Origin of the sequence: Roseicella aerolata (assembly GCF_020523605.1) — a bacterium.
GTDB classification, from domain to species: Bacteria; Pseudomonadota; Alphaproteobacteria; order Acetobacterales; family Acetobacteraceae; genus Paracraurococcus; species Paracraurococcus aerolatus.
The window spans coordinates 1-21,656 of sequence record NZ_JAJAQI010000063.1 but is presented as its reverse complement, the minus strand read 5'-3'; the positions used below and the strand labels follow the sequence as shown (position 1 = coordinate 21,656).

General features: G+C 70.2%; 20 protein-coding genes and 1 pseudogene. 11 read left to right on the top strand and 10 right to left on the bottom strand.

The window, feature by feature from the left end; all coding sequences use genetic code 11:
• Positions 1–139 precede the first annotated feature (139 nt).
• From LHA35_RS25430 to LHA35_RS25420, 3 genes are read left to right on the top strand one after another with little or no spacing between them, the layout of a single operon-like run.
• The gene (locus LHA35_RS25430; protein ID WP_226613737.1) at positions 140–829 is read left to right on the top strand and encodes an NnrU family protein; all 690 of its coding nucleotides are present in this window, start codon (positions 140–142) and stop codon (positions 827–829) included.
• A 55-nt stretch (positions 830–884) separates the two neighbouring features.
• Positions 885–2,027 carry an NnrS family protein gene (locus LHA35_RS25425; protein WP_226613735.1) on the top strand — a complete coding sequence of 381 codons (1,143 nt, stop codon included), beginning with the start codon at positions 885–887 and terminating at the stop codon, positions 2,025–2,027.
• Positions 2,020–2,745, top strand: coding sequence for a Crp/Fnr family transcriptional regulator (locus tag LHA35_RS25420; RefSeq protein ID WP_226613733.1), 726 nt, complete (start codon positions 2,020–2,022; stop codon positions 2,743–2,745). Before LHA35_RS25425 ends, LHA35_RS25420 begins: the two co-directional genes overlap by 8 nt.
• A 250-nt stretch (positions 2,746–2,995) precedes the next feature.
• Here LHA35_RS25420 and LHA35_RS25415 read toward each other — a convergent pair whose 3' ends face one another.
• The 7 genes from LHA35_RS25415 to LHA35_RS25385 all read right to left on the bottom strand — a co-directional run bounded on the left by LHA35_RS25415 (position 2,996) and on the right by LHA35_RS25385 (position 11,992).
• Positions 2,996–4,063 carry an FAD:protein FMN transferase gene (locus LHA35_RS25415; protein WP_226613731.1) on the bottom strand — a complete coding sequence of 356 codons (1,068 nt, stop codon included), beginning with the start codon at positions 4,061–4,063 and terminating at the stop codon, positions 2,996–2,998.
• A gap of 92 nt (positions 4,064–4,155) precedes the next feature.
• On the bottom strand, positions 4,156–4,728 hold the full coding sequence (locus LHA35_RS25410; protein WP_226613730.1) for a nitrous oxide reductase accessory protein NosL: 573 nt from the start codon (positions 4,726–4,728) through the stop codon (positions 4,156–4,158).
• Positions 4,725–5,555 (bottom strand): ABC transporter permease subunit, encoded by an 831-nt coding sequence (locus tag LHA35_RS25405; RefSeq protein WP_226613728.1) that lies wholly within the window; start codon positions 5,553–5,555, stop codon positions 4,725–4,727. Before LHA35_RS25405 ends, LHA35_RS25410 begins: the two co-directional genes overlap by 4 nt.
• Entirely contained in the window at positions 5,552–6,472 is a 921-nt protein-coding gene (locus LHA35_RS25400) for an ABC transporter ATP-binding protein (protein WP_226613726.1), read from the bottom strand. The genes LHA35_RS25405 and LHA35_RS25400 overlap by 4 nt, the downstream gene beginning before the upstream one ends.
• Positions 6,469–7,809, bottom strand: coding sequence for a nitrous oxide reductase family maturation protein NosD (locus tag LHA35_RS25395; protein ID WP_226613724.1), 1,341 nt, complete (start codon positions 7,807–7,809; stop codon positions 6,469–6,471). The genes LHA35_RS25400 and LHA35_RS25395 overlap by 4 nt, the downstream gene beginning before the upstream one ends.
• Positions 7,806–9,749, bottom strand: coding sequence for a TAT-dependent nitrous-oxide reductase (nosZ, locus tag LHA35_RS25390; RefSeq protein WP_226613723.1), 1,944 nt, complete (start codon positions 9,747–9,749; stop codon positions 7,806–7,808). Before nosZ ends, LHA35_RS25395 begins: the two co-directional genes overlap by 4 nt.
• Positions 9,750–9,763: 14 nt before the next feature.
• Positions 9,764–11,992 (bottom strand): NosR/NirI family protein, encoded by a 2,229-nt coding sequence (locus LHA35_RS25385; RefSeq protein WP_226613721.1) that lies wholly within the window; start codon positions 11,990–11,992, stop codon positions 9,764–9,766.
• 260 nt (positions 11,993–12,252) lie between these two features.
• Here LHA35_RS25385 and LHA35_RS25380 point away from each other — a divergent pair, with 260 nt between their 5' ends.
• The 8 genes from LHA35_RS25380 (at position 12,253) to LHA35_RS25345 (ending at position 19,952) form a co-directional block, all read left to right on the top strand.
• Complete coding sequence (locus LHA35_RS25380; RefSeq protein ID WP_226613719.1) at positions 12,253–13,143, top strand: ferritin-like domain-containing protein; 891 nt, start codon at positions 12,253–12,255, stop codon at positions 13,141–13,143.
• 255 nt (positions 13,144–13,398) lie between these two features.
• On the top strand, positions 13,399–13,875 hold the full coding sequence (locus tag LHA35_RS25375; RefSeq protein ID WP_226613717.1) for a DUF4142 domain-containing protein: 477 nt from the start codon (positions 13,399–13,401) through the stop codon (positions 13,873–13,875).
• A gap of 292 nt (positions 13,876–14,167) precedes the next feature.
• Positions 14,168–14,620 (top strand): c-type cytochrome, encoded by a 453-nt coding sequence (locus LHA35_RS25370; protein WP_226613716.1) that lies wholly within the window; start codon positions 14,168–14,170, stop codon positions 14,618–14,620.
• A gap of 16 nt (positions 14,621–14,636) precedes the next feature.
• The gene (locus LHA35_RS25365) at positions 14,637–15,986 is read left to right on the top strand and encodes a cbb3-type cytochrome c oxidase subunit I (RefSeq protein WP_226613715.1); all 1,350 of its coding nucleotides are present in this window, start codon (positions 14,637–14,639) and stop codon (positions 15,984–15,986) included.
• Positions 15,983–16,789: a CbbQ/NirQ/NorQ/GpvN family protein gene (locus LHA35_RS25360; RefSeq protein ID WP_264185802.1), complete on the top strand. Its 807-nt coding sequence runs from the start codon at positions 15,983–15,985 to the stop codon at positions 16,787–16,789. Before LHA35_RS25365 ends, LHA35_RS25360 begins: the two co-directional genes overlap by 4 nt.
• A gap of 4 nt (positions 16,790–16,793) precedes the next feature.
• Positions 16,794–18,743: a nitric oxide reductase activation protein NorD gene (locus LHA35_RS25355; RefSeq protein WP_226613714.1), complete on the top strand. Its 1,950-nt coding sequence runs from the start codon at positions 16,794–16,796 to the stop codon at positions 18,741–18,743.
• 131 nt (positions 18,744–18,874) lie between these two features.
• Entirely contained in the window at positions 18,875–19,468 is a 594-nt protein-coding gene (locus tag LHA35_RS25350; RefSeq protein WP_226613713.1) for a DUF4142 domain-containing protein, read from the top strand.
• Between the two features lie 91 nt (positions 19,469–19,559).
• Positions 19,560–19,952, top strand: a complete 393-nt coding sequence (locus LHA35_RS25345; RefSeq protein WP_226613712.1) for a c-type cytochrome — start codon at positions 19,560–19,562, stop codon at positions 19,950–19,952.
• Positions 19,953–19,971: 19 nt separating this feature from the next.
• Here the strand turns inward: LHA35_RS25345 and LHA35_RS25340 are convergent, their stop codons facing one another.
• The 3 genes and pseudogenes from LHA35_RS25340 to LHA35_RS29185 all read right to left on the bottom strand — a co-directional run.
• Entirely contained in the window at positions 19,972–20,958 is a 987-nt protein-coding gene (locus tag LHA35_RS25340) for an FAD:protein FMN transferase (protein ID WP_226613711.1), read from the bottom strand.
• Entirely contained in the window at positions 20,955–21,458 is a 504-nt protein-coding gene (locus tag LHA35_RS25335; protein ID WP_338050986.1) for a 4Fe-4S binding protein, read from the bottom strand. The genes LHA35_RS25340 and LHA35_RS25335 overlap by 4 nt, the downstream gene beginning before the upstream one ends.
• Before the next feature lie 6 nt (positions 21,459–21,464).
• Positions 21,465–21,524 (bottom strand): annotated as a pseudogene (locus LHA35_RS29185) (4Fe-4S binding protein); the annotation flags it as partial.
• Between the last annotated feature and the right edge of the window lie 132 nt (positions 21,525–21,656).

Genomic DNA, 21,656 nt, shown 5'->3' with positions numbered 1-21,656 from the left:
CTCCGCCATCGCCGAGTGCCTGGACGCGGTCTTCCCCGCCATCCCCTATTGCATCGACCTCATCGGCGGGCCGCGGCTGGAGACCGACCCGGCCGCCTGCGCCGCCTTCCGGCCGAAGGGGGCCTGAAGGGCAAGCGCCATGGGCGGATGGGGCGAGTTCCTCGCGGCCTTCTCGGTCTTCCTGCTCTCCCACGTCTTGCCGGCACAGCCCGCGCTGCGTCGGTCCTGTGTGGCGGCACTGGGAAGGCGTGGCTACCTCGTGCTCTACAGTCTCGCCTCGTTAGAGGCCCTGGCCTGGCTGGTCGCGGCGGCTGGGCGGGCGCCCCATGTCACGCTCTGGGAGTTGGCGCCCTGGCACTACTGGGTGCCGAACCTCGCCATGCCGCTTGCCTGCCTGCTGATCACCTTCGGCCTCGGTGCACCCAACCCGCTCTCCTTTGGCGGCCGCACGGCGGGCTTCGACCCGGAGCGACCGGGCATCGCCGGCTTGGCACGCCACCCACTGCTCTGGGCCATTGCGCTCTGGGCCGGGGCGCATGCGCTGCCGAACGGCGATCTTGCCCATGTGCTGCTCTTCGGCGGCTTTGTGGGCTTCGCGCTGCTCGGCATGCACATGATTGACCGCCGCCGGCGCCGGCATTTGGGGGAGGCGGAATGGATGCATCTGGCCGCGCGCACCTCCTTCTGGCCCGGGGAGGCGCTGCTGTCCGGGCGCTGGCGGCCCACCGGCCTCCCAGATCCCCTGCGACTGATGGTGGCCGTGCTGCTCTGGCTCGTCCTCCTGCTGCTGCACCAGCCGGTCATCGGCGTGACACCGCTGCCGCCCTGATCCACATGGCGCACCGGCTCTTCTTCAGCCTTGCCCTGCTGCAGGGGGGCTGGCGGTGCAGGCGAAGGGGCTGTGGCCCGACCTCGCCGCGCATCCGCATGAGATGCTGCTCGGACAGGCGCTGGCCGTCCTTGCAGGCTTCCTCCTCCATCGCCTGCCGCGCGCCGCGCTGCTCGCCATCGCCGCCTGCTGGGTCACCGCGAGGCTGGCGCAGGCCGTGCCGGACACGCCGGAAGCGCTGCGGGCCGTCCTCTCCCTGGTTGCCACCGGTGCGATTGCCCTCCCCGCTGCCCACGGCTTCCTGCGCGGGGCGAAGCAGGCCGACAACTTCGTCTTCCCGCTGCTGCTTCTCGGCTTCCTTGTGGCGGATGCACTGTTCACGCTTGGCGAACTGGCCGTGCTCCCGCGTGGGGCGGAGGCTGGCCGCTGGCTCGCGCTTGGTCTCGTCGTCCTGCTGGTCGCGGCCATGGGCGGCCGGCTGATCGGGGCCGCAGCCTCAGGCGCGGCGCAGCGGGCAGGCGGCAACCGGATTGCGCCGCGCTGGTGGCTTGAGCGTAGTCTACTGGCGCTGCTCGCTACCGGCTTCGCGGCTCTTGCCCTCGCCGCGCCGGCGCCCGTCGCGGCCTTGCCACTCGGGGCCGGCGCCGTGCTTCTCGGTCTGCGGCTCCTGTACTGGAGGCGCGGGCTGCAGCGAGGTGCTGGCGACCTGCTTGCTCTGGCTGCTGGCCAGGCTTGGCTCTGCCTCGGCCTGCTCGCCTGGGCGGCCGCGCTCGGGGGCCTGCTGGCCGCCCTGCCTGCCTCCGCCGCACTGCACCTCGCCACGGTCGGCGGCCTCGGGGGGACCATGCTGGTCATGGCGATGCGTACGAGCGCCCAGCGGGAGGGGAGGTCCATGCCCACCCGCGCCGCGCCCGCGGTTGCCGGGCTGCTCGGCCTGGCCGCCCTGCTGCGGGGCCTCGGCATGCCCGGACTCTATGGGCCGGCCGCGGTGCTCTGGGCCGTGGCGACGCTGGTTGCGGTGTGGTCCGTCCTCGGGCGGCGTGATGGTCGGGCGGTCCGGTCCCTCGGGCCGGAGCCTCCTCGACCGATGGCCCCCGCGCATTCCGGCTTGACGCCGGCCCTCGCTCCCGGCCGTGTGCGTCCTTTCCGAGCCTCATTGTCCAAGCGTCCGACCGCGCCAGGATTGCCGAATGACTGACCCGCCCAGAGTGCCCGCCGCAACGCTACGCCTAGATCCAGCCTCGCTACAGGAGGTTCCCTTCTTCAGTGGCGTCGACCGCCAGGCCCTCGCTGGCCTCCTGCGGCTCGGCCACACGCAGCGCCTGCCGAAGGAGGGCATCCTGTTCGAGCGGGGTGCGGAGGCCAGTTCACTGCACCTGCTGCTGCAGGGGCGGCTCAAGGTGGTGCAGGCCGCGCCGGAAGGGCGGCAGGTCATCCTACGCTTCGTCGGCCCGCATGAACTGGCCGGCGTCTATGCGCTGCCCGGGGCGGGGCAGCGCTACCCCGCCACCGTTTCCGCCGTGGTGGACTCCGTGCTGCTGTCCTGGGACCGGATCGCGCTGGGGCTGATGCTGGAACGCCATCCGCAGCTTGCGCTGAACGCCATGGGGACGCTTGGCCACCGCGCGCAGGAGGCGCATGATCGGCTGCGCGAGGCTTCGGCCGATCGAGTCGAACGCCGGCTGGCCCTGACCCTCCTCCGGCTGGTCCGCCAGGCTGGCACGCAGGAGCAGGACGGGGCCGTCTGCATCGGCTTTCCCCTCACCCGCCAGGATCTGGCGGAGATGGCCGGCACCACCCTGCACACGGCCAGCCGCATCCTGAGCGGCTGGGAACATGCCGGCATCCTGTCCGGCGGCCGCATGCGCGTCACGGTGCGGGACCCGCAGGCGCTGGCACGGATCGCCCAAGGCTGATCCGAAACCATCCCGGCCGCGCTACGGGCAGTGACAAACCGCAGTCCCGATCCAGCGTCCCCCCTTCCCGCCAACAGGGCCCTTCGTGTCGGAGGCATGGGCGGGCAGCACCCGCCGAGGGCAGGGCACCGAAGACCTATTCGGGGTTCAGCCGCGGATCGCACCGGTTCCGAAGGCAATCCGCCGGCGCGGTCCGGCCGGAGCGAATCACGGCCTGGCCGGAATCGCGGCTTGACTTGGATCGTTGCTTTCAGGGCAGGGCCACGCCTCCGGGCTTTTCCGCCCCACGGCGATCTGCCCTCGCTCGAGCTTCGTCCTGACCGGTCGCGCCGCGCAGCAGGGCAGTGCTGCCGTCATGCCGCAGCAGATGCGCCTCCACCCCCGGCAGGCCTCGCAGTACCGTGGCGATCTCGGCCTCGGGCATCAGGGCGAAAGCGGTGGAGAGCGCATCCGCCCGCGCCGCCTGCGGCGCCAGGACCGAGACAGCGTGGTAGCGCCGGGGGCTGCGGCCGCTGCGCGGATCCAGCAGATGGGTGAAGCGCCCGGCAGGATCGAAGACGAAGCCGCCATCGCCGGAGGTGGCGAGGGCGCGGTCCAGCAGCTCCACCTCGCCCCAAATGCGGTCCTCCGCTTCCGGATCGGAGAGCGCGGCGCGCCAGGGCCGGCCCTCGGGATGCAGGCCGGTCGCCCGTGCCTCGCCGAGATCCACCAGCGTGTGCGCCACCCCGCCGCGGCGCAGCAGCGTCGCGATGCGGTCCGTCACATAGCCCTGGGCGATGCCGTTCAGCGTGACCGCCATTCCCCGCCCCGTCAGTGCGATGCGGTCGCGTGAGACCCGCAGGCGGCCGTGGCCGATGCGGGCCAGCGCGGCCTCCAGCGCCGCCCGGGGCGGGCCGGCCGGATCCGCCTCCGCCGCCGTGAAGTGATCGCGGTAGAGCGCCCAGAGCGGCTGCACGGTCACGTCAAAGAGCCCGCCGGTCAGCGCCGCGATGCGCTGCCCCTCATCCAGCAGCTCGACCATCTCGGGCGGCGGTGCCACCAGGACGCCGCGGCGGTTCAGCTCGGAGAGCCGGCTGTCCGGCTGCCAGAGGCTGAAGATCGCCTCCAGCCGCCGCAGCTCGGCGGCGCAGGCCGCGACGAGCTGCCGTGCCGCCTGCGGGTCCGGATGGTGCAGGGCGATGGAGCCGATCCCGCCGAGCGCCGGCCCGGTCCAGGTGACCAGTAGCGCATCGGCGGCAGGGGCGGCCACAGCGCCAGGGCGCGGCAGGGCAAGGCCGGAAGCGGTGGCGAGGATGCGAAGGAAACGCCGGCGGCGCATGCTGCCTCTCCTCTCATACTTGGCTCGTGACGTCCCGATCTGCGGCCTGTGGCAAGGGCCGCTGGCCTTCGGGGCATGACATGCGCCAGGCGTCAGTGGCGGTGCGGCGCGGCAGCGGCGTCCCGCGGCGGCGTGGCGTCCCGCGCCTCGCCCGGCGGGGCGCTGCCCTCGCCCAGCACCCAGTCGCGCGGCACCTCGGTCAGGCGCAGCACGCGGCCGCCATGCGCCGCCGCGAAGCGCTCCGCCGCCGTTTGGTCGGAGAAGGGGACAGCCTCCTCCGCGCCCATGCCGCCGCGGCGGTCGCTGCCCAGCACAAACCAGGCCTGCCGCGCCTCCACCCAGTTCGTGGCGCCCGGATCCTCCCAGGTCTGCGCCTTCGCCATGTCCGACACGTAGATGGCGCGGATCGCCTTGGATTCCTCGTCCAGCAGGGTGAAGGCGATGGCATCGCGGGCGGAGGAGAACCAGACCGGCCTCGCATTCCCACGAAGCAGGATCTGGCCCTTGGGGCCGGGATGCTCGACCAGCGTCATGCCGCAGAAGTGGCCCATCGCTTCCCGCGTCAGGGCAACGGGGGGTGGGGCCTCGGTGGCCTGGTCGGCCTCGTCGCAACCGGCCAGCAGGAGGGCGGGTAGCGCAAGGATGAGGAGAAGCCGACGCGTCACAACTCCCTCCGGGTGAAAAAGGCGGTGGCGGCCAGCAGGGGCACCACCGCCCAGGCGGCGAGGCTGGCGAGCAGGAGGGCGGGCGCCAGCCCGCTCTCTCCGCCCAGCGCCGCCATGCCCGAGAGCAGCCGCACATCGGCGAGGCCGGCCAGGTTGAAGAGCCGGTAGGCATCCGCCGGGTTCAGCAGCAGCAGCGCGTCCACCGTATTTGCGGTGAGGGTCTGCCCCGCATCCGCCACCAGCAGGCCGAGCAGCGCCATGTCCCAGAGCAGCACCAGCAGCAGCCAGAGGCCGACCGCGATGCCCGCCGCCGCCCCGCGGTCCCGGACCAGCGTGCTCACCAGGATGCCGAGCGCGACGAAGGCGGCGCCGAGCAGGACGGAGGAGCCAAGCATCCAGCCGAAAGCCTGCCAGCCCGCCGCGGTGACCGGCTGCCCGGCCAGCGTCAGGGCGAGTGCCGCGGCGCCGTAGCCGAGCAGCGTGGCGGCCCCGATAATTCCCACATGGCCAAGGAATTTCCCGATCACCACCTGCCAGCGCGCCAGCGGGTAGCTGAGCAGGAGCAGCAGCGTGCCGCGCTCCGCCTCCCCCACGATGGCGTCGTGCGAGAGCAGCAGGGCGATGAGCGGCAGCAGGAAGATCGAGAGGCTGGAGAGGCTGACCACCACCACCTCCAGCGCGCCGGCGCCGACCCGCCCGGCCGGCGCGGCGCCGAGGAAAGCGAGGGTGAGCGCGAGCGCCGCCAGCAGCAGCGTGGCGGCGACGACCCAGCGGTTGCGGATCCCCTCGCGGATCTCCTTGCCCGCCATCAGCAGCACGCCCTTCATGGCGCCACTCCGTCCCGGCTGCGGAGGAAATGCACGTAGAGCTCGTCGAGGGTCGGCGGCTCCAGGTCGAGATCCGCGACGTGCGGGTCCGCCGCCGCCTGCCGCAGGAGCGCCATCTTCGCCTCCGGTGGGCAGGAGAGCTCGACCAGCCCGTTGCCGAGGCGGTGCGGGGCGAAATCCGGGCGGAGCCAGTCGGGCCAGGCATCGCCGACCAGGGCAAGGCGGAGCCGCACCGGCAGGCGGGCGAGGCGGCGCAGCTCGGCAAGGGAACCGTCCGCCACCACACGGCCGTGGTCCATGATGACCACCCGCTCCACCCGCCCCTCCAGCTCCTCGAGTGCGTGGGAGGAGAGCAGCACCGTGGTGCCGCCGCCCGCCAGTTCCGTCAGCATGTCGTAGAGGCCTTGCCGCACTTCGGGGTCAAGGCCGGTGGTGGGCTCGTCCAGCAGCACCGCGCGCGGGCTGCCGAGCAGCGCCTGCGCCACGCCGAGGCGCTGGCGCATGCCCTTGGAATACCCGCCGATACGCCGGCGCGCCGCCTCGATGAGCCCCACGCGCTCGAGCAGCGCATCCGCTGCGGCGGCGGGCTCGCCCTTCAGCCGGGCGAAGAAGCGCAGCACCTCCTGCCCCGTCAGCGCCGGGTTGAAGGTGACGCTCTCTGGCAACCAGCCGAGCCGTCGTCGCGCCTGTGCCGCGCCCGCGGCCGGATCCTCGCCCAGCACGCGGAGCCGCCCGGCGCTGGGGCGGATGAGGCCGAGCATCAGCTTCATCAATGTGGTCTTGCCGGCACCGTTATGGCCGACCAGGGCCACGCACGCGCCCTGCGGCAGGTCGAAGGAGGCGTCACGCACCGCTTCCACCGCGCCGTAGCGCTTCGCGACACCCTCCAGCTCGATGACGGGCAAGTCGGCCTTCATGGCTGCCAATCCGGCGCGACGACGGGCGGTGGTGGCGGCGCGACCAGCGGCCGGCTGTCCACCACGCCGCCCGGCAGGATGGCGGGGAATTGCGACTGCGCCCAGCGCAGCACCTGCACCGCCGGGCTGTTCAGTAGCAGCTTGGCGCGCGGCGCCGTCCAGAGCACGCGGTCCACCAAGTCATTCGGCCGGTAGGCGGCATCGGCGATGCCGTCGCGGTCCAGGTCGAAGGCAGCGTTGTCAGACCAGTAGTTGCCGCGCCCGTTCCGCGACCAGTCGAGATGTCGCGTTCCCACGTATTTCACCTGGGCGCGGTTGCCGATGAAGGCGTTGCCGGTGATCTCGTTGCCCTCCGATCCTGCAGTGAAGTGGATGCCGATGCCGCAGCCCTCGAAGCGGTTGCCGGCGAAGCGGTTGCGGTTGGCATTGTAGAAGAAGACGCATTTCGCCGGGGCTACGCCGGTCACCTCGGAGCCTCCCGGAATGGCGTGTTCACGATCCACCGGTTCCGCAGCATCCTGCCTCGCACCGGCGGCATGGCCGATCACCCAGTTGTCGGTGATCGTCGAGCCATTGGCGTAGTTGAACAGTAGTCCGTGGTCGCGGTCGCCCTCCGAGAGGTTGCCACGCACGGTCAGGCGCTGCGAGTACATGATGGCATAGCCGGCATGGTTGCCGGAGGAGGCATTGCCGCTGACCTCGCTGTCGTTGGTGTACATGTAGTGGACGCCGAACCGCAGGTCGCGGAAACGGTTGCCCGAGAAGGTGTTCTGCTTACTGGTCTTGACGAAGATGCCATCGCGGCCAAAGCGAATGTCGTTGCCCTCGGCCCGCGCGCCAGGCGCGTTCCAGACGGTGACGCCGTCGCCATGCTCAGACATCCGCCCACCCGGGCGGCCGAGGATGGTGTTGCCGCGCACTGCCGCGTCCTGCGCGCCATGGACATAGACGCCGAAGAGGTTACCCTCCATTCGGTTGCCCTCGACCACCGCTCCCGTTGCGGATCGGCGGAGCAGCACGGCGCTGTCCATGCCATCCAGGCTGGAGCCGGAGCCGCGCAGCACGAGGCCGCGCACTGCGGCGCCCTCAGCGATGATGGTGACGACGCTGCCCTGCTCCGGCCCTTCCAGCACCGCACCCCTCCGCCCCACCAGGGTCACGGCGCGGTCGAGCAACACGGGACCGCGGTGCAGACCCGGGAGCAGGTCCAGCACCTCCCCCGGCGCCGCAGCCGCCACCGCCGCCTGTACGTCCTCCCCCGGCGCGACCGGCCGTGCCGCGGCGGGCAGGGCCGCCGCGGCGAGGAGGAGCGCGAGGATGCCGGTGCGCGGCGTCACGCGTTCTGCGCTTCCACCAGCATGCGGCCCTTCATTTCCATGTGCATGGCGTGGCAGAACCAAGTGCAGAAATACCAGTGCACGCCTGGCCGGTGCGCCATGAAGGTGACGGAGGCGGTGGCCTGCGGCGGGACCTCCATGCTGATGCCGTAGTTGATGACGGCGAAGCCATGGGTCAGATCCTCCACTTGATCGATATTGGTGACATAAACCGTCACCTCGTCGCCCTGGCGGACGCGGAACTCCTCCAGCCCGAATTGCGGCGCCATGGAGGTCATGTACACCCGCACCTTGTTGCCGTCGCGGACCAGCTTGCTGTCCGCCATCAGGTCCACGCCATCCGCCTGCGCCTGCTTCACCGCATCCGCGAAGAAGGGATCGTCCCGCTTCCAGGCATGGACGGGGTTGATCTTGGAGCGGTGGACGATGGTCGCGTCATGCGGCTCGGCATAGCTCGGGCCGTCATGCACCAGCACCATGCGGTCGCCGGAGATATCGATAAGCTGGTCGTTCTCCGGCTTCAGCGGGCCGACGTTCAGGAAGCGGTCCTTCGAGAACTTGTTCAGGCTGATCAGCCACTTGCCGTCCGCCTCCTTGGTCTGACCCATGGAGGTGTGGTTATGGCCGGGCTGGTAATGGACATCCAGCTTCTGGGCGATGTAGTTCACCTTCTCGCCGCGGAAGGCCCGCTTCGCGGCCTCGATGTTCCACTTGCAGACCTGGCTGTCGATGAACAGCGTGGTGTAGGCATTGCCCTTACCGTCATATGCGGTATGGAGCGGGCCGAGGCCGAGCTCCGGCTCCGCCACCACCGTGTCGCGTGGCTTGATCTTGTCCTCGAACAGCTCGTCAAACTTGCGCACGTCGAAGACGGTGACGGTCGGCGAGAGCTTGCCGTTCGCCACCACATGGATGCCGTCGGGCGCCGTGTTGATGCCGTGCGGGCTGTTGGGCACCGGGACGTAGCGCGTGAAGGGCGAGCCCTTGGTGCCGTCCAGCACCGGGACGCCGCCGATCTCCCGGTAGTCGCCACGCTTCACGGCGTCCTCGATCCGCTTCAGGTTGAAGATGACGACCCAGTCCTGCTCCGCTGCCATCATGTCGGCCAGCGTCACGCCGCCTTCCGAGTTGTAGCAGGTGGCGAAGGCGTACTTGCCCTGGTAATCGGCATCCACGTTGTCGAGATTGCCGTCCACGATGATCTGCCAGGCGACCCCCATGCTGTCGCCATCCACCGCGGTGAAGATGGACCGGTAATTCTCCGGCTTATCGAGGTCACGGCCGTCATTTGGGACAGGAACCCGGTCCTCGCCATTGCAGAAGACATAGCCGGTGCGCGGGTACTTCTGCACGCGCAGCCCATGCACCGTGTGCTGGTTGGGAAGCTGGATGATCTTGTCACACTTCATCACATCCAGGCGGATGCGGCAGACGCGCGTGTTCAGCTTGTCATTGGCGAAGAGGTAGCGGCCGTCATAGGTGCCGTCGGTGAAGGACGGGTGCGGGTGGTGCAGGTCGCCGGCATCGAAGGTAGCTTGGCTGATCTTGCCCAGATACTCCTTCGATTCCGGGGTCAGTCCCTCCGTCAGCACCTTCAGGCTCTCATTGGTCTGACCCCAGCCGGTGGCGCTGTCGCGGTTGAAGACCGGGACGCGCATGAGCTCCCGCATCGAGGGCAGGCCGTAGATCCGTACCTCGCCGCTCTGGCCGGAGGAGAAGAAGACATAGTACTCGTCCAGCTCGCCGGGCTTCACCTCGTAGCGCTGCTGCGCCGGGCGGGCCTGCTGGCGCGCCTGCTGCTGCTGCCGGGTCTGTGCCTCGGCCGGCCCGACCAGCTGCGAGACGGTGGCGCTGCCGGCTGCGCCGGCCACGCCCGCGGCCGCCGTGGTGCCGAGCAGCCTGCGGCGGTTGATGACCTTGTTGTCCCTATCGCCCGACATGTACTTCTCCCTCGTCATGGGCCGGGAGCCGGGGCTGAATTCGCCGCCTCGGTCTTCCCTGTCCGGGTGATGCTGATCTTCGGTGGCCCTTTGCCCACGCCGGGCAGGGGTACCGCGCTCAGCGCGATCTGCTTCTCCCGCTTGAGGCGCCGCTGGATGTTGTGCGGGCAGCGGTCCTCGGCGCGGTAGAGCTCCTGGCAGTGCATGCAGTAGATGCACTCATTCGGATTGATGTTGCCCTCAGGGTGGATGCTCTGTACCGGGCATTCGCGGGCGCAGCGCTGGCAGGGGCTGCCGCATTCGGGCCAGCGCTTCAGCCATTCGAAGGTACGCATCCGCCCCGGTATGGCCAGCGCGGCGCCGAGCGGGCAGAGATAGCGGCAGAAGAAGCGCTCGATGAAGAGCCCCGCCGCCAGCAGCGCCACGGCGTAGAGCACGAAGGGCCACTCGCGGACGAATTTTAGGATGATGGCGGTCTTGAAGGGCTCGACTTCTGCCAGCTGCTCGGCCAGCGCGACGGAATGCAGGGAGACGCCAAAGAGCCCTAGGAAGACCACGTATTTGATCGGCCAGAGCCGCTCATGCAGCCCCCAGGGCGGCGTGATCTGCGGCACCTTCAGCCTCTGCGCAAGATTCGCCAGCAGCTCCTGCAACGCGCCGAAGGGGCAGAGCCAGCCGCAAAAGACGCCGCGCCCCCAGAAGACCAGCGCCGCCGCCACGCCGCACCAGAGCAGGAAGATCAGCGGCGCGGTCAGGAAGTAGTCCCAGGAGAAGCCGGTCACCAGGGCACTAGTGAAGGTGATGACGTTAACGACTGAGAGCTGCGCATTGGCATACCAGCCAAGCCAGACCAGGGTCCAGATCAGGAATCCGCGCCGCACCCAGCGGTACAGGGCCGGCCGCCGTACGAGGTGGTCCTGGAAGAAGAAGATGCCGGTCAGGATCATCAGCGCGACCGCAGTGATGCCGACATCCCAGGTCTTGGCACGCCAGATGCGCTGCCAGAGCGGCTCCTCTAGCGGGTCTTCCGCGGCGGCTTCGGGGCCGGCGCCAGGCGGCGGTGCAGTCTGTGCGGCAGCGGGCGCAGCGGCGGGCTGGGAGAGATACCGTTCGGGCAGCCGGTAGCCCAACTCGAAGGACAGGAAGGCCTTGTCGCGTGCACCGATCGCGCGCTGCACCAGCAATTGTAGCTGCCAGGGTTGCGTCGGGTCCAGGCCGAATTCCAGCGGTACGGTGAAGAGCGCGATCTCGGGCAGGCGCGGCGCGCCATCAGCCTCGATATCGCCGAGCCGCGTATGGTCGCGGTCGCGGAAGCGCAGCGGCCTGCCGTCCTGGATCAGCTCGATCCGGTCGAAGATGCCACCGCGCACATAGCCCGAGCCCTTGAAGGAATAGACACCCTCGCCGGCGACCAGGATGGCCTGCTGGCCGGCCGACAGCCGCGCCGTGAGTGCTTGGTAGCCGGTATCGCCCAGCAGGCTGCGACCGATGGCGGGCACGCTCACCAGGGCCGCGTAGAGATCGATGAAGGTCTCGTCCGGATCGCCCGGCTCGGGAGTGTTGGCCGCGGCCTGGTTGCCGCTGCGGCCGAAGGCCTCGTTCACCTCCTCGATTGTGAGGTGCAGGCGGCGCACGGAACCATCGCCGAGCAGGCTGTCCCAGTCACGGATCTCGCCAGGGCCGGGCAGCAACGTGGCTGCGGCCGGCGTGCCGCCGTCCGCGGTCGCCGCCGGGCCCGCGCCAAGCCGGCCCGCGCGCAGCAGCCGCACCGCGGAGCGCGCCACACTGTCTGCCATGACCAGCACGGTCACGGTCGCTCCGCTGACAATATCAGGCTGCGGCGGGCGTATCTCGCCACGCGCGATCGGCGCCATGGCGGTGCCGACCAGCTTGTTCAGCGCCTCCACGATCCGCCGCTCCGGGATGCCGATCAGTACGATCGGTTCCTTGTGGTCCACCAACCGGATACCGCGGATCACGCCCGCGGTGTCGGCGGCGACGAGCATGTGGATCGGCTTGCCGGAATAGCCCGTCGCGTCGGTGACATCCGTGTTCAGCCAGACATAGCCCAACAGCTGGCCGGCCGCGTAAGCCGCGGCGATCGGCGGCTCGCCTTGCGGCGGGCCGATGCGGTCTGCCCCGGGAAAGATCTCGATGGGCTGTAGGCGTGGAAGGAATTCACCAAGCCGCGCGGCGAAGGCGGGCGGGGCTGCGAGGAGGAGGAGCAGGAACGCCACCGACATCGGCACAAGCGCCCACCGATACGGTGTGCGGCACGGCGCCCCTGGATATGCGGCAGGTAGCATCGGATCCAAGGCGAACTCCCCCCGGGCCGGCGGAGACAGGTCACTAGGCCCCGCAGACCAGGTCTTCTTTGTTCCAGCGCAAAGGCCAAGCGGAATGACCGGCGGTCGTCGCCGGTTTGCGCTGTCAGTCGGCGAACGTTGCTTGTGCCATGCCGTTCCACAGCGCAGACAGGCACAGGCGCAAGGGAGAGGGCGCGATGTCACTGCTGAAGGCCGAGCCACCCGCACCCGTGCGGTCACCGGACGAGCTCTTTGCCCTCGCTCATGCGCTCGAGGCAGAAGCAGCGACGCGCTACGCCGAACTGGCGAATCAGATGGAGGAGCTGAATCTGCCGGAGGTAGCCGCGGTATTCCATCACCTCGTCGCGGAGGAGCGTGGCCATGCCGCGCATGTTGAGGACTGGGCGCGAGGCACGATTGGCACGCCGCCCGATCCCGCCCGCATCCGCTGGCAGCCCCCCGAAACCTTCGACGAGGAGGAGGCGCGGCAGATCGCCTCCTCGCGCCTTGCTTCCGCCTATCGTGCCCTCTCCATGGCAGTACGGAACGAGGAGCGCGCCTTCGCCCTCTGGACCTACATCGCCGCGCAGGCCGAGACACCAGCCATCCGTGCGGCCGCGGAGCGTATGGCGGGGGAGGAGCTGCACCATGCGGCACTGCTTCGCCGCGCGCGGCGTCACGCCTACCATGCAGAGCGCGAGCCGGTGGCATCGGCCGGACGCCCTTCGGCGCTTGCTCGGGCGGCGCAGGCGGAAGCCAAGCTGGCAGCGGTGCTGCCAGCGCTGGCGTCGGGAGACGAGGTCCTGGCGCCGCACTCCGCCGAGTTGCGGCGCCTCGGCGAGGCCGCGGCGGCGATGGGCCGCGAGGCGGCGGCGCTCGCAGGCGATGACCGGGCTGCAGTACCGGCCGGGGATGCCGGGCAGGATCGGCTGCAGGAGGTGCTGCGCCTCTCCGAACAAGCGGCTGAGGCCTATCTGGACGCCGCCGAAGCAGGGCGCGATGAGGATAGGGTCCGCCGCCTGCAGTCCCTCGCCAAGGATGCCATCGCCCGTGTCGCGGTGCTGCGGCGCCTGACCAAGATGATCTGAGCGGATGCGGCATCGATGCCATGGGGCGAACCGGCCAAGTGTCGCTCCGTTGGGAGGGCGACGGGCAGTCTGCTCTGCCCGTAATGCGTTCGGAGCTTGAGCCATGAGAACAGCGTTTCCGCTTGCCGTGGCACTGACTGGCCTCATGCTTGCGCCAGCCTTGGCGCAGGCGCCCTCGAGGCAGCCCAGCGTGAGCCAGCAGGCCGCGCCTGCTACGGCAACAGGACGACAGGACGACAGGAACAGAGCGCCGCGATGAATGGTACAGCCGGCCATCGTGGCTCGGAGGTGCTAAACCGGCAGGAATTCGTTCGCTTCGCCTACTCTAATGCCCTTTTCGAGATGGAGACGGCCCGGCTGGCGCTGGAGCGATCGCGCGACGAGAAGCAGCGGCGCTTCGCGCAGGAGATGCTCGACGCACATGGCCAATCCGCCGAGGAACTGCGCGGCTTGCTGCGCAACCAGGCCGACCTACGCTCCATCCAGCCGCCGGAGAAGATGGCCGATCAGCACCAGCCCTGGCTCGGCCAACCCCGCACGGCGCAGGGCGAGAACTTCCAGACGCTCTACGCGCAGCAGCAGGCGCAGGCCCATCTCATCGCGCTCGACTTGTGCCGCAATTACGCCCAGGCCGCCGATGACGAGACACTGAAGCGCTGGGCCGCCGCCCGCCTCCCGGTGTTGCAGGCGCATCTTCGGGAGGCGCAGGCGCTGAAGGGTGGGAGCCCCTGACACCTGAGGGCAGGGATGGTCTGGCGACTGCACGCCGGCGTCTTGCGCGGGCCGGTGAATCCGGTGCGTAGCGCCCTACCCTGGCACGACGGCAAAGCAAGACCGACCACCAACACTGCAACTGGTTCATTTTCGCAATCTCGTGCATTTGCGACGGCGCGCGCACCTGCAGCCTAGCCTTACAATGGAATGATGCGGTTCATTCGCGTCCGCCTGTGTGTTCTTTAGCAGACTTGCTGCTGTCTGCGCCGCAGGGTTTCGCTGCGGTCCGTTTTGATCGAGGAGGAACAGGATGGCCGAGCGCCTGACGAAGGCCGCGACGCGCAATATTTTCTACGGAGGCTCGGCCTTCTTTCTGGCGGTCTTCGTCGCACTGACGATCCACACCCACTACCACATGATCAGCACCAGCGCGCCCTCTGCCGCCATGTCCGAGAGCGTGGTGCGCGGCAAGCATGTCTGGGAGCGTAACTCCTGTATCAACTGCCACTCGTTGCTCGGCGAAGGAGCCTATTTCGCGCCCGAGCTCGGCAATGTCTGGAAGCGCTATGGCGGCGAGGAGGACCGCGAGACCGCCCGCGCCGTCTTCGCGGCCTGGATGGCTTCGCAGCCGAGCGGCGTGCCCGGCCGGCGGCAGATGCCGCAATTCCACCTGACCGAGCAGGAGATCAACGACTTGGCGGATTTCCTGGAATTCGTCAGCCGGATCAACACCCAGGGCTGGCCGCCCAACCAGTCGGGCTGAAGGGAACCGTGACCACATGAAATACGCCAGCCAGAAGGTCGCCTATGTCTATTTCGCAGGCGCCATGACCCTCTTCGTGGTGCAGCTCCTCTTCGGGCTGCTCGCCGCCACCGTCTATGCCATCCCGAACTTCCTCGCGGAGACGCTGCCCTTCAGCATCCTTCGCATGGTGCACACCAACGCGCTGGTGGTCTGGCTGCTGATGGGCTTCTTCGGCGCCGCCTACTACCTGGTGCCGGAGGAGGCGGAGCGCGAGATCGAGAGCCCGCTGCTCGCTTACATCCAGTTCGGTCTGCTGATGGTGGGCGCCCTCGCCTCGGTGGCCGGCTACCTCTTCGGCATCCATGGCGGGCGCGAGTTCCTCGAGCAGCCGCTCTGGGTGAAATGGGCGATCGTCCTGGTCGCCGGCATCTTCCTCTACAACATCGGCATGACCATCCTGCGGGGCCGCCGCACCGCGATCACCAGCGTGCTGCTGCTCGGCATGGTCGGCGTCGCGGTGTTCTGGCTCTTCGCGATCTGGAACCCCGAGAACATCGCCGTCGACAAGCTCTATTGGTGGTACGTCATCCACCTGTGGGTCGAGGGGGTGTGGGAGCTGATCATGGCCTCTATCCTGGCCTTCCTGGTCCTCAAGATGACCGGGGTGGACCGCGAGGTGGTGGAGAAGTGGCTCTACGGCATCGTTGGCCTCGCCCTCTTCTCCGGCCTGCTCGGCACCGGCCACCACTACTACTGGATCGGCGCGCCGGGCTACTGGCAACCGATCGGCAGCTTCTTCTCGACGCTCGAGATCGCCCCCTTCTTTGCCATGGTGATCTTCGCCTTCACTATGGTCTGGCGCGGAAGGCGGGACCATCCGAATCGGGCGGCCCTGCTTTGGTCGCTCGGCTGCACCGTTGGTGCCTTCTTCGGCGCCGGGGTCTGGGGCTTCCTGCACACGCTGCACTGGGTGAACTACTACACCCATGGCACGCAGATCACCGCGGCGCACGGGCACCTCGCCTTCTACGGCGCCTATGCGATGCTCAACCTCGCGATCATCACCTACGCCATGCCCTATCTGCGCGGAGTGCAGCCCTACAACCAGGTGCTCAATATGTGGAGCTTCTGGATCACCACCTCCGCCGTGGTCTTCATGACCGTCACGCTGACCTTTGGCGGCGTCGTGCAGGTACACCTGCAGCGGGTGATGGGCATGACCTACATGGAGGCGCAGGAGCAGATCCAGCTCTTCTACTGGATGCGCCTTGGCTCCGGGGCCTTCGTGCTGATCGGTGGCCTGCTCTTCCTCTGGTCGATTTTCGGCCCGGTGCGGGAGGAGCGGCCGGCGAGCATGACCGCCGAACCGCAGCCCGCCGAATGAGCGCGGCGGCAACGGGGGTGGCGGACGCCGCCATCCCCTACTACGCGCCGACCGGCGACGAGGTCGCGCTGTTCGAGCATGCGTATCGTCACCGGTTGCCGCTGCTGCTGAAGGGCCCAACCGGCTGCGGCAAGACGCGCTTCGTGGCCCACATGGCCGCGCGGCTCGGCCGGCCGCTCTTCACCGTCGCCTGCCATGACGACCTGACGGCGGCCGACCTCACCGGCCGCTACCTGCTGCAGGGCGGCGACACAGTCTGGACCGATGGGCCGCTGACGCGGGCGGTGCGGGAGGGTGGGATCTGCTACCTCGACGAGGTGGTGGAGGCGCGCAAGGACGTCACCGTCGTGCTGCACCCGCTGACCGACGACCGCCGCATCCTGCCGCTCGAGCGCACCGGGGAGCTGCTGCAGGCGCCGCCGTCCTTCATGCTCGTCATCTCCTACAACCCCGGCTACCAGAACGTACTGAAGGGGCTGAAGCCGAGCACGCGGCAGCGCTTCCTGGCCCTCGATTTCCACTTCCCGCCGCCCGAGGCGGAGGCGACGGTCGTCGCCGAGGAGAGCGGCCTGCCGCGCGACCGCTGCGTGCCGCTGGTGCGGCTGGCCAATGCGCTGCGCGACTTGAAGGGTCAGGATCTGGAGGAAGGCGTCTCCACCCGCCTGCTGGTCTATTGCGCGACCCTGATCGCCGCCGGCATGAAGCCGGAGCGCGCCATCCGCGCCGCCATGATCGAGCCGCTGACCGACGAGCCCGATGTGCGGCAGGCCCTACTGCGCGTCGTCGAGATCACCCTCGGTTAGCGCGATGCCCTGGATCTTCGAGCCCGAGGAGACGATTGGCCAGCACTGGCACCGCCTGGTGGGCCAGGCCGGCTCCTGGCCGCACCATCCGGAGGCGGCGGTGCCGCTGGCCGCGGTGCGGGCCCGGCTCGGCGTCATGTTCCGCGCCCTCGGCGGCGCGGGCGGGGTGCAGTTCGCGGCGGGCGACGCGACGCTCTCCCGCCACCGGCTTGGCCTGCGCGCGCGCATCGGCCTCGGCGCGGCGGAGAAGCTCGACATCGCCCGCTTCGACGGATCGACGCTGCACCTGCCGCCCGTCCTCGACCTGCTGCCGGAGCGCACGGGGAACGAGGCGCTCTTCGAGTGGCTCGCCGCCTGGTTCGCCCTGCCGCAGCCGCCGCTGCCGCTGCGCGCTGACCCGCTGCAGGCCGACATCGCCCGGCTGCGAGCGGCGGAGGCGCAGACGGCGCGGCTGCTCGCGGCGCTGCCCGGCCTTCGCCGGATGCACCGCGACCTCGCCGCGGCGCTGCTGGCGGCGTGGCCGGTGCGGCGGTTGTTCGGCGAGGAGGCGGCGATGGAGGCGGCGGTGCGCGCCGCGCTTGGCGACCCGGCGCCGCTGCCGCCGCGGGCCGCCGCGTTGCGCGACCCGGGAACGCCGCCCGAGGGCTTCCGCGCCGGCCGGCGCTACCGGCCCTTCCTGCCGGTGCCGCTCTGGGGCGAGGTCGAGCCGCCACCGCCGGCCGCGACGCGCACCGCCACCGAGGAACCGGAGGGCAGCGGCGCCGCCGCCGAGGCGGGCACCCGCCGCCGCCGCGCCCGGCGGCGCGGCACCGACCAGGCCCGCCGCCGTGATCCGCTGCTGCTGAACCGCTTCGAGACCATCCTCGGCCTCGCCGAGATGATGAACCTCGCCCGCGCCGTCGAGGACGACGACGAGGCCGGCGCGAAGCAGGCCGCCGAGGACCTGGACGAGATCGCGATCGGCGAGAACCAGCGTCGCGCCGCGACCCGCCTGAAAATGGAACTCGACCTCGCGGCCGAGGCGGCGCCGGATGCGCCGCTGCCCGCCGCGCCCGAGAGCGTCACCTATCCCGAATGGGACCACCGCAGCGGCCGCTACCGCCCGGCCTACTGCCGCGTCCTTGCCGAACCCGCCGCGGAGGAGCCGGCGCCGGGCGAGGGCAACGGCGAGGACTGGCGGCCGGACGAGGCGGCGCGCCGCCGCATCCGCCGGGTGCGCCGGCAGTTCGAGGCGCTGCGGCCGCGTCGGCAGATCCTGCACGGCCAGCCGGACGGGGAGGAGCTGGACCTCTCCGCCCTGGTCCGCAGCCTGGCCGATCGCCGCGCCGGCGCCCCCGGCAGCGACCGGGTCTATAGCGCGGCGCGGATGCAGCAGCGCGACCTTTCCGTGCTGGTGCTGGTGGATGTCTCGCTCTCGACCGATAGCTGGGCCGCTGACCGGCGCGTGCTGGACGTGGAGAAGGAGGCGCTGCTGGCGCTCGCCGGCGGGCTTGATGCCTGCGGCGACGAGCATGCCATCCTCACCTTCACCTCCCGCCGGCGGGATGCGGTCTGGCTGCGTACGGTGAAGGATTTTGAGGAGCTGCTGGACGCCCGGGTGATCCGTCGCATCCAGGCCCTGAAACCCGGCCACTACACGCGCATGGGCGCCGCGGTGCGGCATGCGACGCGCCGCCTCGCGCAGCGGCCGCAGGGCCACCGCCTGCTGCTGCTGCTGACCGACGGCAAGCCGAACGACGCCGACCACTATGAGGGGCGCTATGCCGTCGAGGACACGCGCATGGCGATCCGCGAGGCACGACGGGCCGGCTGCAAGGTCTTCGGCATCACCGTGGACCGGGAGGCGCGGGACTACTTCCCCTATCTCTTCGGGCCCGGCGCCTACGCCATCTTCCCCGACATCACCCGGCTGCCCGTCGCGCTGCCGGCGATCTACCGGCAGGTGACGGCATGAGCCGGATCGACTCCCGTCAGGATGAACCACTGGTCGCCGGCCCGGGGTCCGGGCCTGTCCTGGCCACAGCAAGCCGGCCCGCCGGCATGCCGCAGCATCGGCATGCCGGCGGGCCAGCGGAGGGATTGAGGATGCTGAGACGGACGCTGCTTCTCATCGCCATGGTGGCGACCTGCGCCGGCCCGGTCGGGGCGCAGACCAGGATCACGCCCGAGGCAACACCGCGGCTGCCGCCGCAGCCCGGCCAGGGCCCGGCCATCGGGGATGTTCATGCGCTGCAGCGCGCTGCGCGCATCACCGACGCGCAGGCCGAGGCGGGGCGGCTCGGCGCCGAGAAGGCCGCCGCGCCGGCCATCCGGGAGCTTGCCCAGTCGATCGCCGCCGAGCATGGCCGCTTCCGCCAGGCCATCGGCGATGTTGCGAAGGAGCGCGGGGTGGAATTGCCAGACCGCGCCGCCGCCAGCATTGAGGACCGCTCGCTGGAGGCGCTGCGCCAGGCGAGCGGCGAGGCCTTCGACCGCGCCTTCCTGTCGCGCCAGCTCGGGCTCTACCGGCCCATGGCGGAACTGTTCCAGAATATGGCCTCGAACTCGCCGGATCCGGCACTCCAGCGCCTTGGCATCACCGTGCTTGCCTCGGTGCGGGCGCATTTCGAGACGGCGCGGAAGCTGGGCGAGCCGATGGGCCTACGGGTGGAGACTGTCGAGAACCCGCCGCAGTATTGAATCGGTCCGGCAGCGCCGGCGCGCAACCCCGCCGGCGCTGCCGCGTCAGCCGAAGGCCGCCGCGCGCGGACCATGCAGGAGAGAAACCGCCATGTCCCGAAGCACCGCTGCCCTGGCCGCCCCGCTGCTCGCTGTCCTCGCATTCGGTACCACGCAGCCTGCGGCGGCGCAGGATGCCGAGGCCGGCCGCCGCGTCTACAACCAGTGCCGCGCCTGCCACACCATCGACGCCGGCGGGCGCAACGGCGTTGGCCCCAACCTGCACGGGGTGGTCGGCCGCAAGGCCGGCGCGGTGGATGGCTTCCGCTATTCCGCGAGCCTGAAGGAGAAGGCCGAAGGGGGGCTCGCCTGGAACGAGGAGAATCTGCGCGCCTATATCGCCAATCCCAAGGCGGTGATCCCGGCCGGCTCCATGTCCTATCCCGGCCTGAAGAATGAGCAGCAGATGAACGACCTCATGGCCTTCCTGAAGGCGAATAGCTGAGGCCAGGACGCCGCGGGCCTCAATCGATGGTCCGCGCAGGCAGCCCTGGCTCCGAGAGGATTGCCCGAGCGGCGCCGGCCCGCCGCAGCAGGCCCGCTGCCTGCTGCAATGGGAGCAGGGTCAGCGCCGTCGCCAAGCCGTCTGCGAGCATGGCGTCGGCCGCGACCACCGAGGCGGCGCGATCCGCCGGCGGGGAGAGGCCCGTCCAGGGATCGAGAATGTGGTGGCGGCGCGCATCCGCCGAAAAGAGGCTGCCACGGCCGCAGGAGGTGGCGACCGCGGCATCCGCCAGCCCGACCGCGAGTCCCGCGTCCGGGGCAGCCGGGTGCTCCAGCCCGACGCGCCAGCCATGCCCGTCCGGACCGCGGCCGAGACCGCGCAACTCCCCGACATCGACCAGCACATCGGTAAGCCCGGCGTCGCGCAGCAGCCCGGCCACCCGGTCGGTGATGTAGCCCTGCGCGATGCCGTTCAGCGTCACCGCCATGCCCGACCGCGCCAGGCGCAACTCGGCCGGACCGATATCGATGTCGCGATAGTCCACCAGCGCCAGCGCCGCCGCGAGCGCCGCCGGCGGCGGATCCCCGGCATGGGCTGCATGCAGCCGCCAGAGCGGCTGCACCGTGACGTCGAAGGCGCCGCCCGTGAGGTCGCCGAACCGCAGCGCCTCCGCGAGCAGGCGGCGCAGGTCGAGCGAGGGCCGCGCCAACCACCCGTCGCGGTTAAGACGCGACAGCGCGGAGGAGGGGCGGAAAAGGCTGAATTCCTCCTCCAGCCGCTCGATCTCCGCGACCACGGCGGCGAGCGTGGCGCGCGCTGCCTTGGGGTCGGGATGCAGCAGCAGGATGCGCGCCTCGGCGCCGAGCGCGACGCCGCGCCAGGCCAGTAGGGGAGGCACGCGCTCCGTCCCGGCGCGCAGCGCCGCAAGGCCGCCCAGCGCCGCCGCGCCGGCGAGGATGCGAAGCGCCCGCCGGCGCGGCGGCGCTGCCGATTGGGTTGCGCTCATGGGCTGCCTCCCGCTTCCGCCGCCCGGAGCTTCTGCCGCAGGCGCAGCGCCGGGCAGCGCCGCTCATCATGATAGAGCGTCTGGCATTTCAGGCAGGCGATGCACTCGTTCGGGTTGATCCGGCCTTCCGGATGGATCGCCTGCACCGGGCAACTCGCGGCGCAGAGCTGGCAGGGCGCGCCGCATTGCGGATGCCGCCGCAGCCACTGGAAGATGCCGAGGCGGGCCGGCAGCGCCAGCCCGGCGCCGAGCGGGCAGAGATAGCGGCAGAAGAAGCGCTCGATGAAGAGGCCCGCCACCAGCAGGGCCAGCGCATAGGCGACGAAGGGCGGCGCGCGCAGGAAGCGCAGGATGATAGCGGTCTTGAAGGGCTCGACCTCCGCCGCGGTGAAGGCCAGCGCGGTCGGGCCCAGAGCGAGGCCGAGCAGGCCAAGGAAGATGATGTATTTCAGCGGCCAGAGCCGCTCATGCACCGCGAAGGGGATCTTCGCCTGCGGCACACCGAGGCGGCGGGCGGCGAGATTCAGCAGCTCCTGCAGCGCGCCGAAGGGGCAGAGCCAGCCGCAGAAGACCCCGCGCTGTTGATTGCCACTGAGAGCTGACCCGGTTTGGGGTTAAGTTGCCACTGAGAGTTGACCCATGTTCGGACGCTAGCCTCGGGCCTTTGGTCGGGGGCGGTGGGAGTGTTGGACATGGCG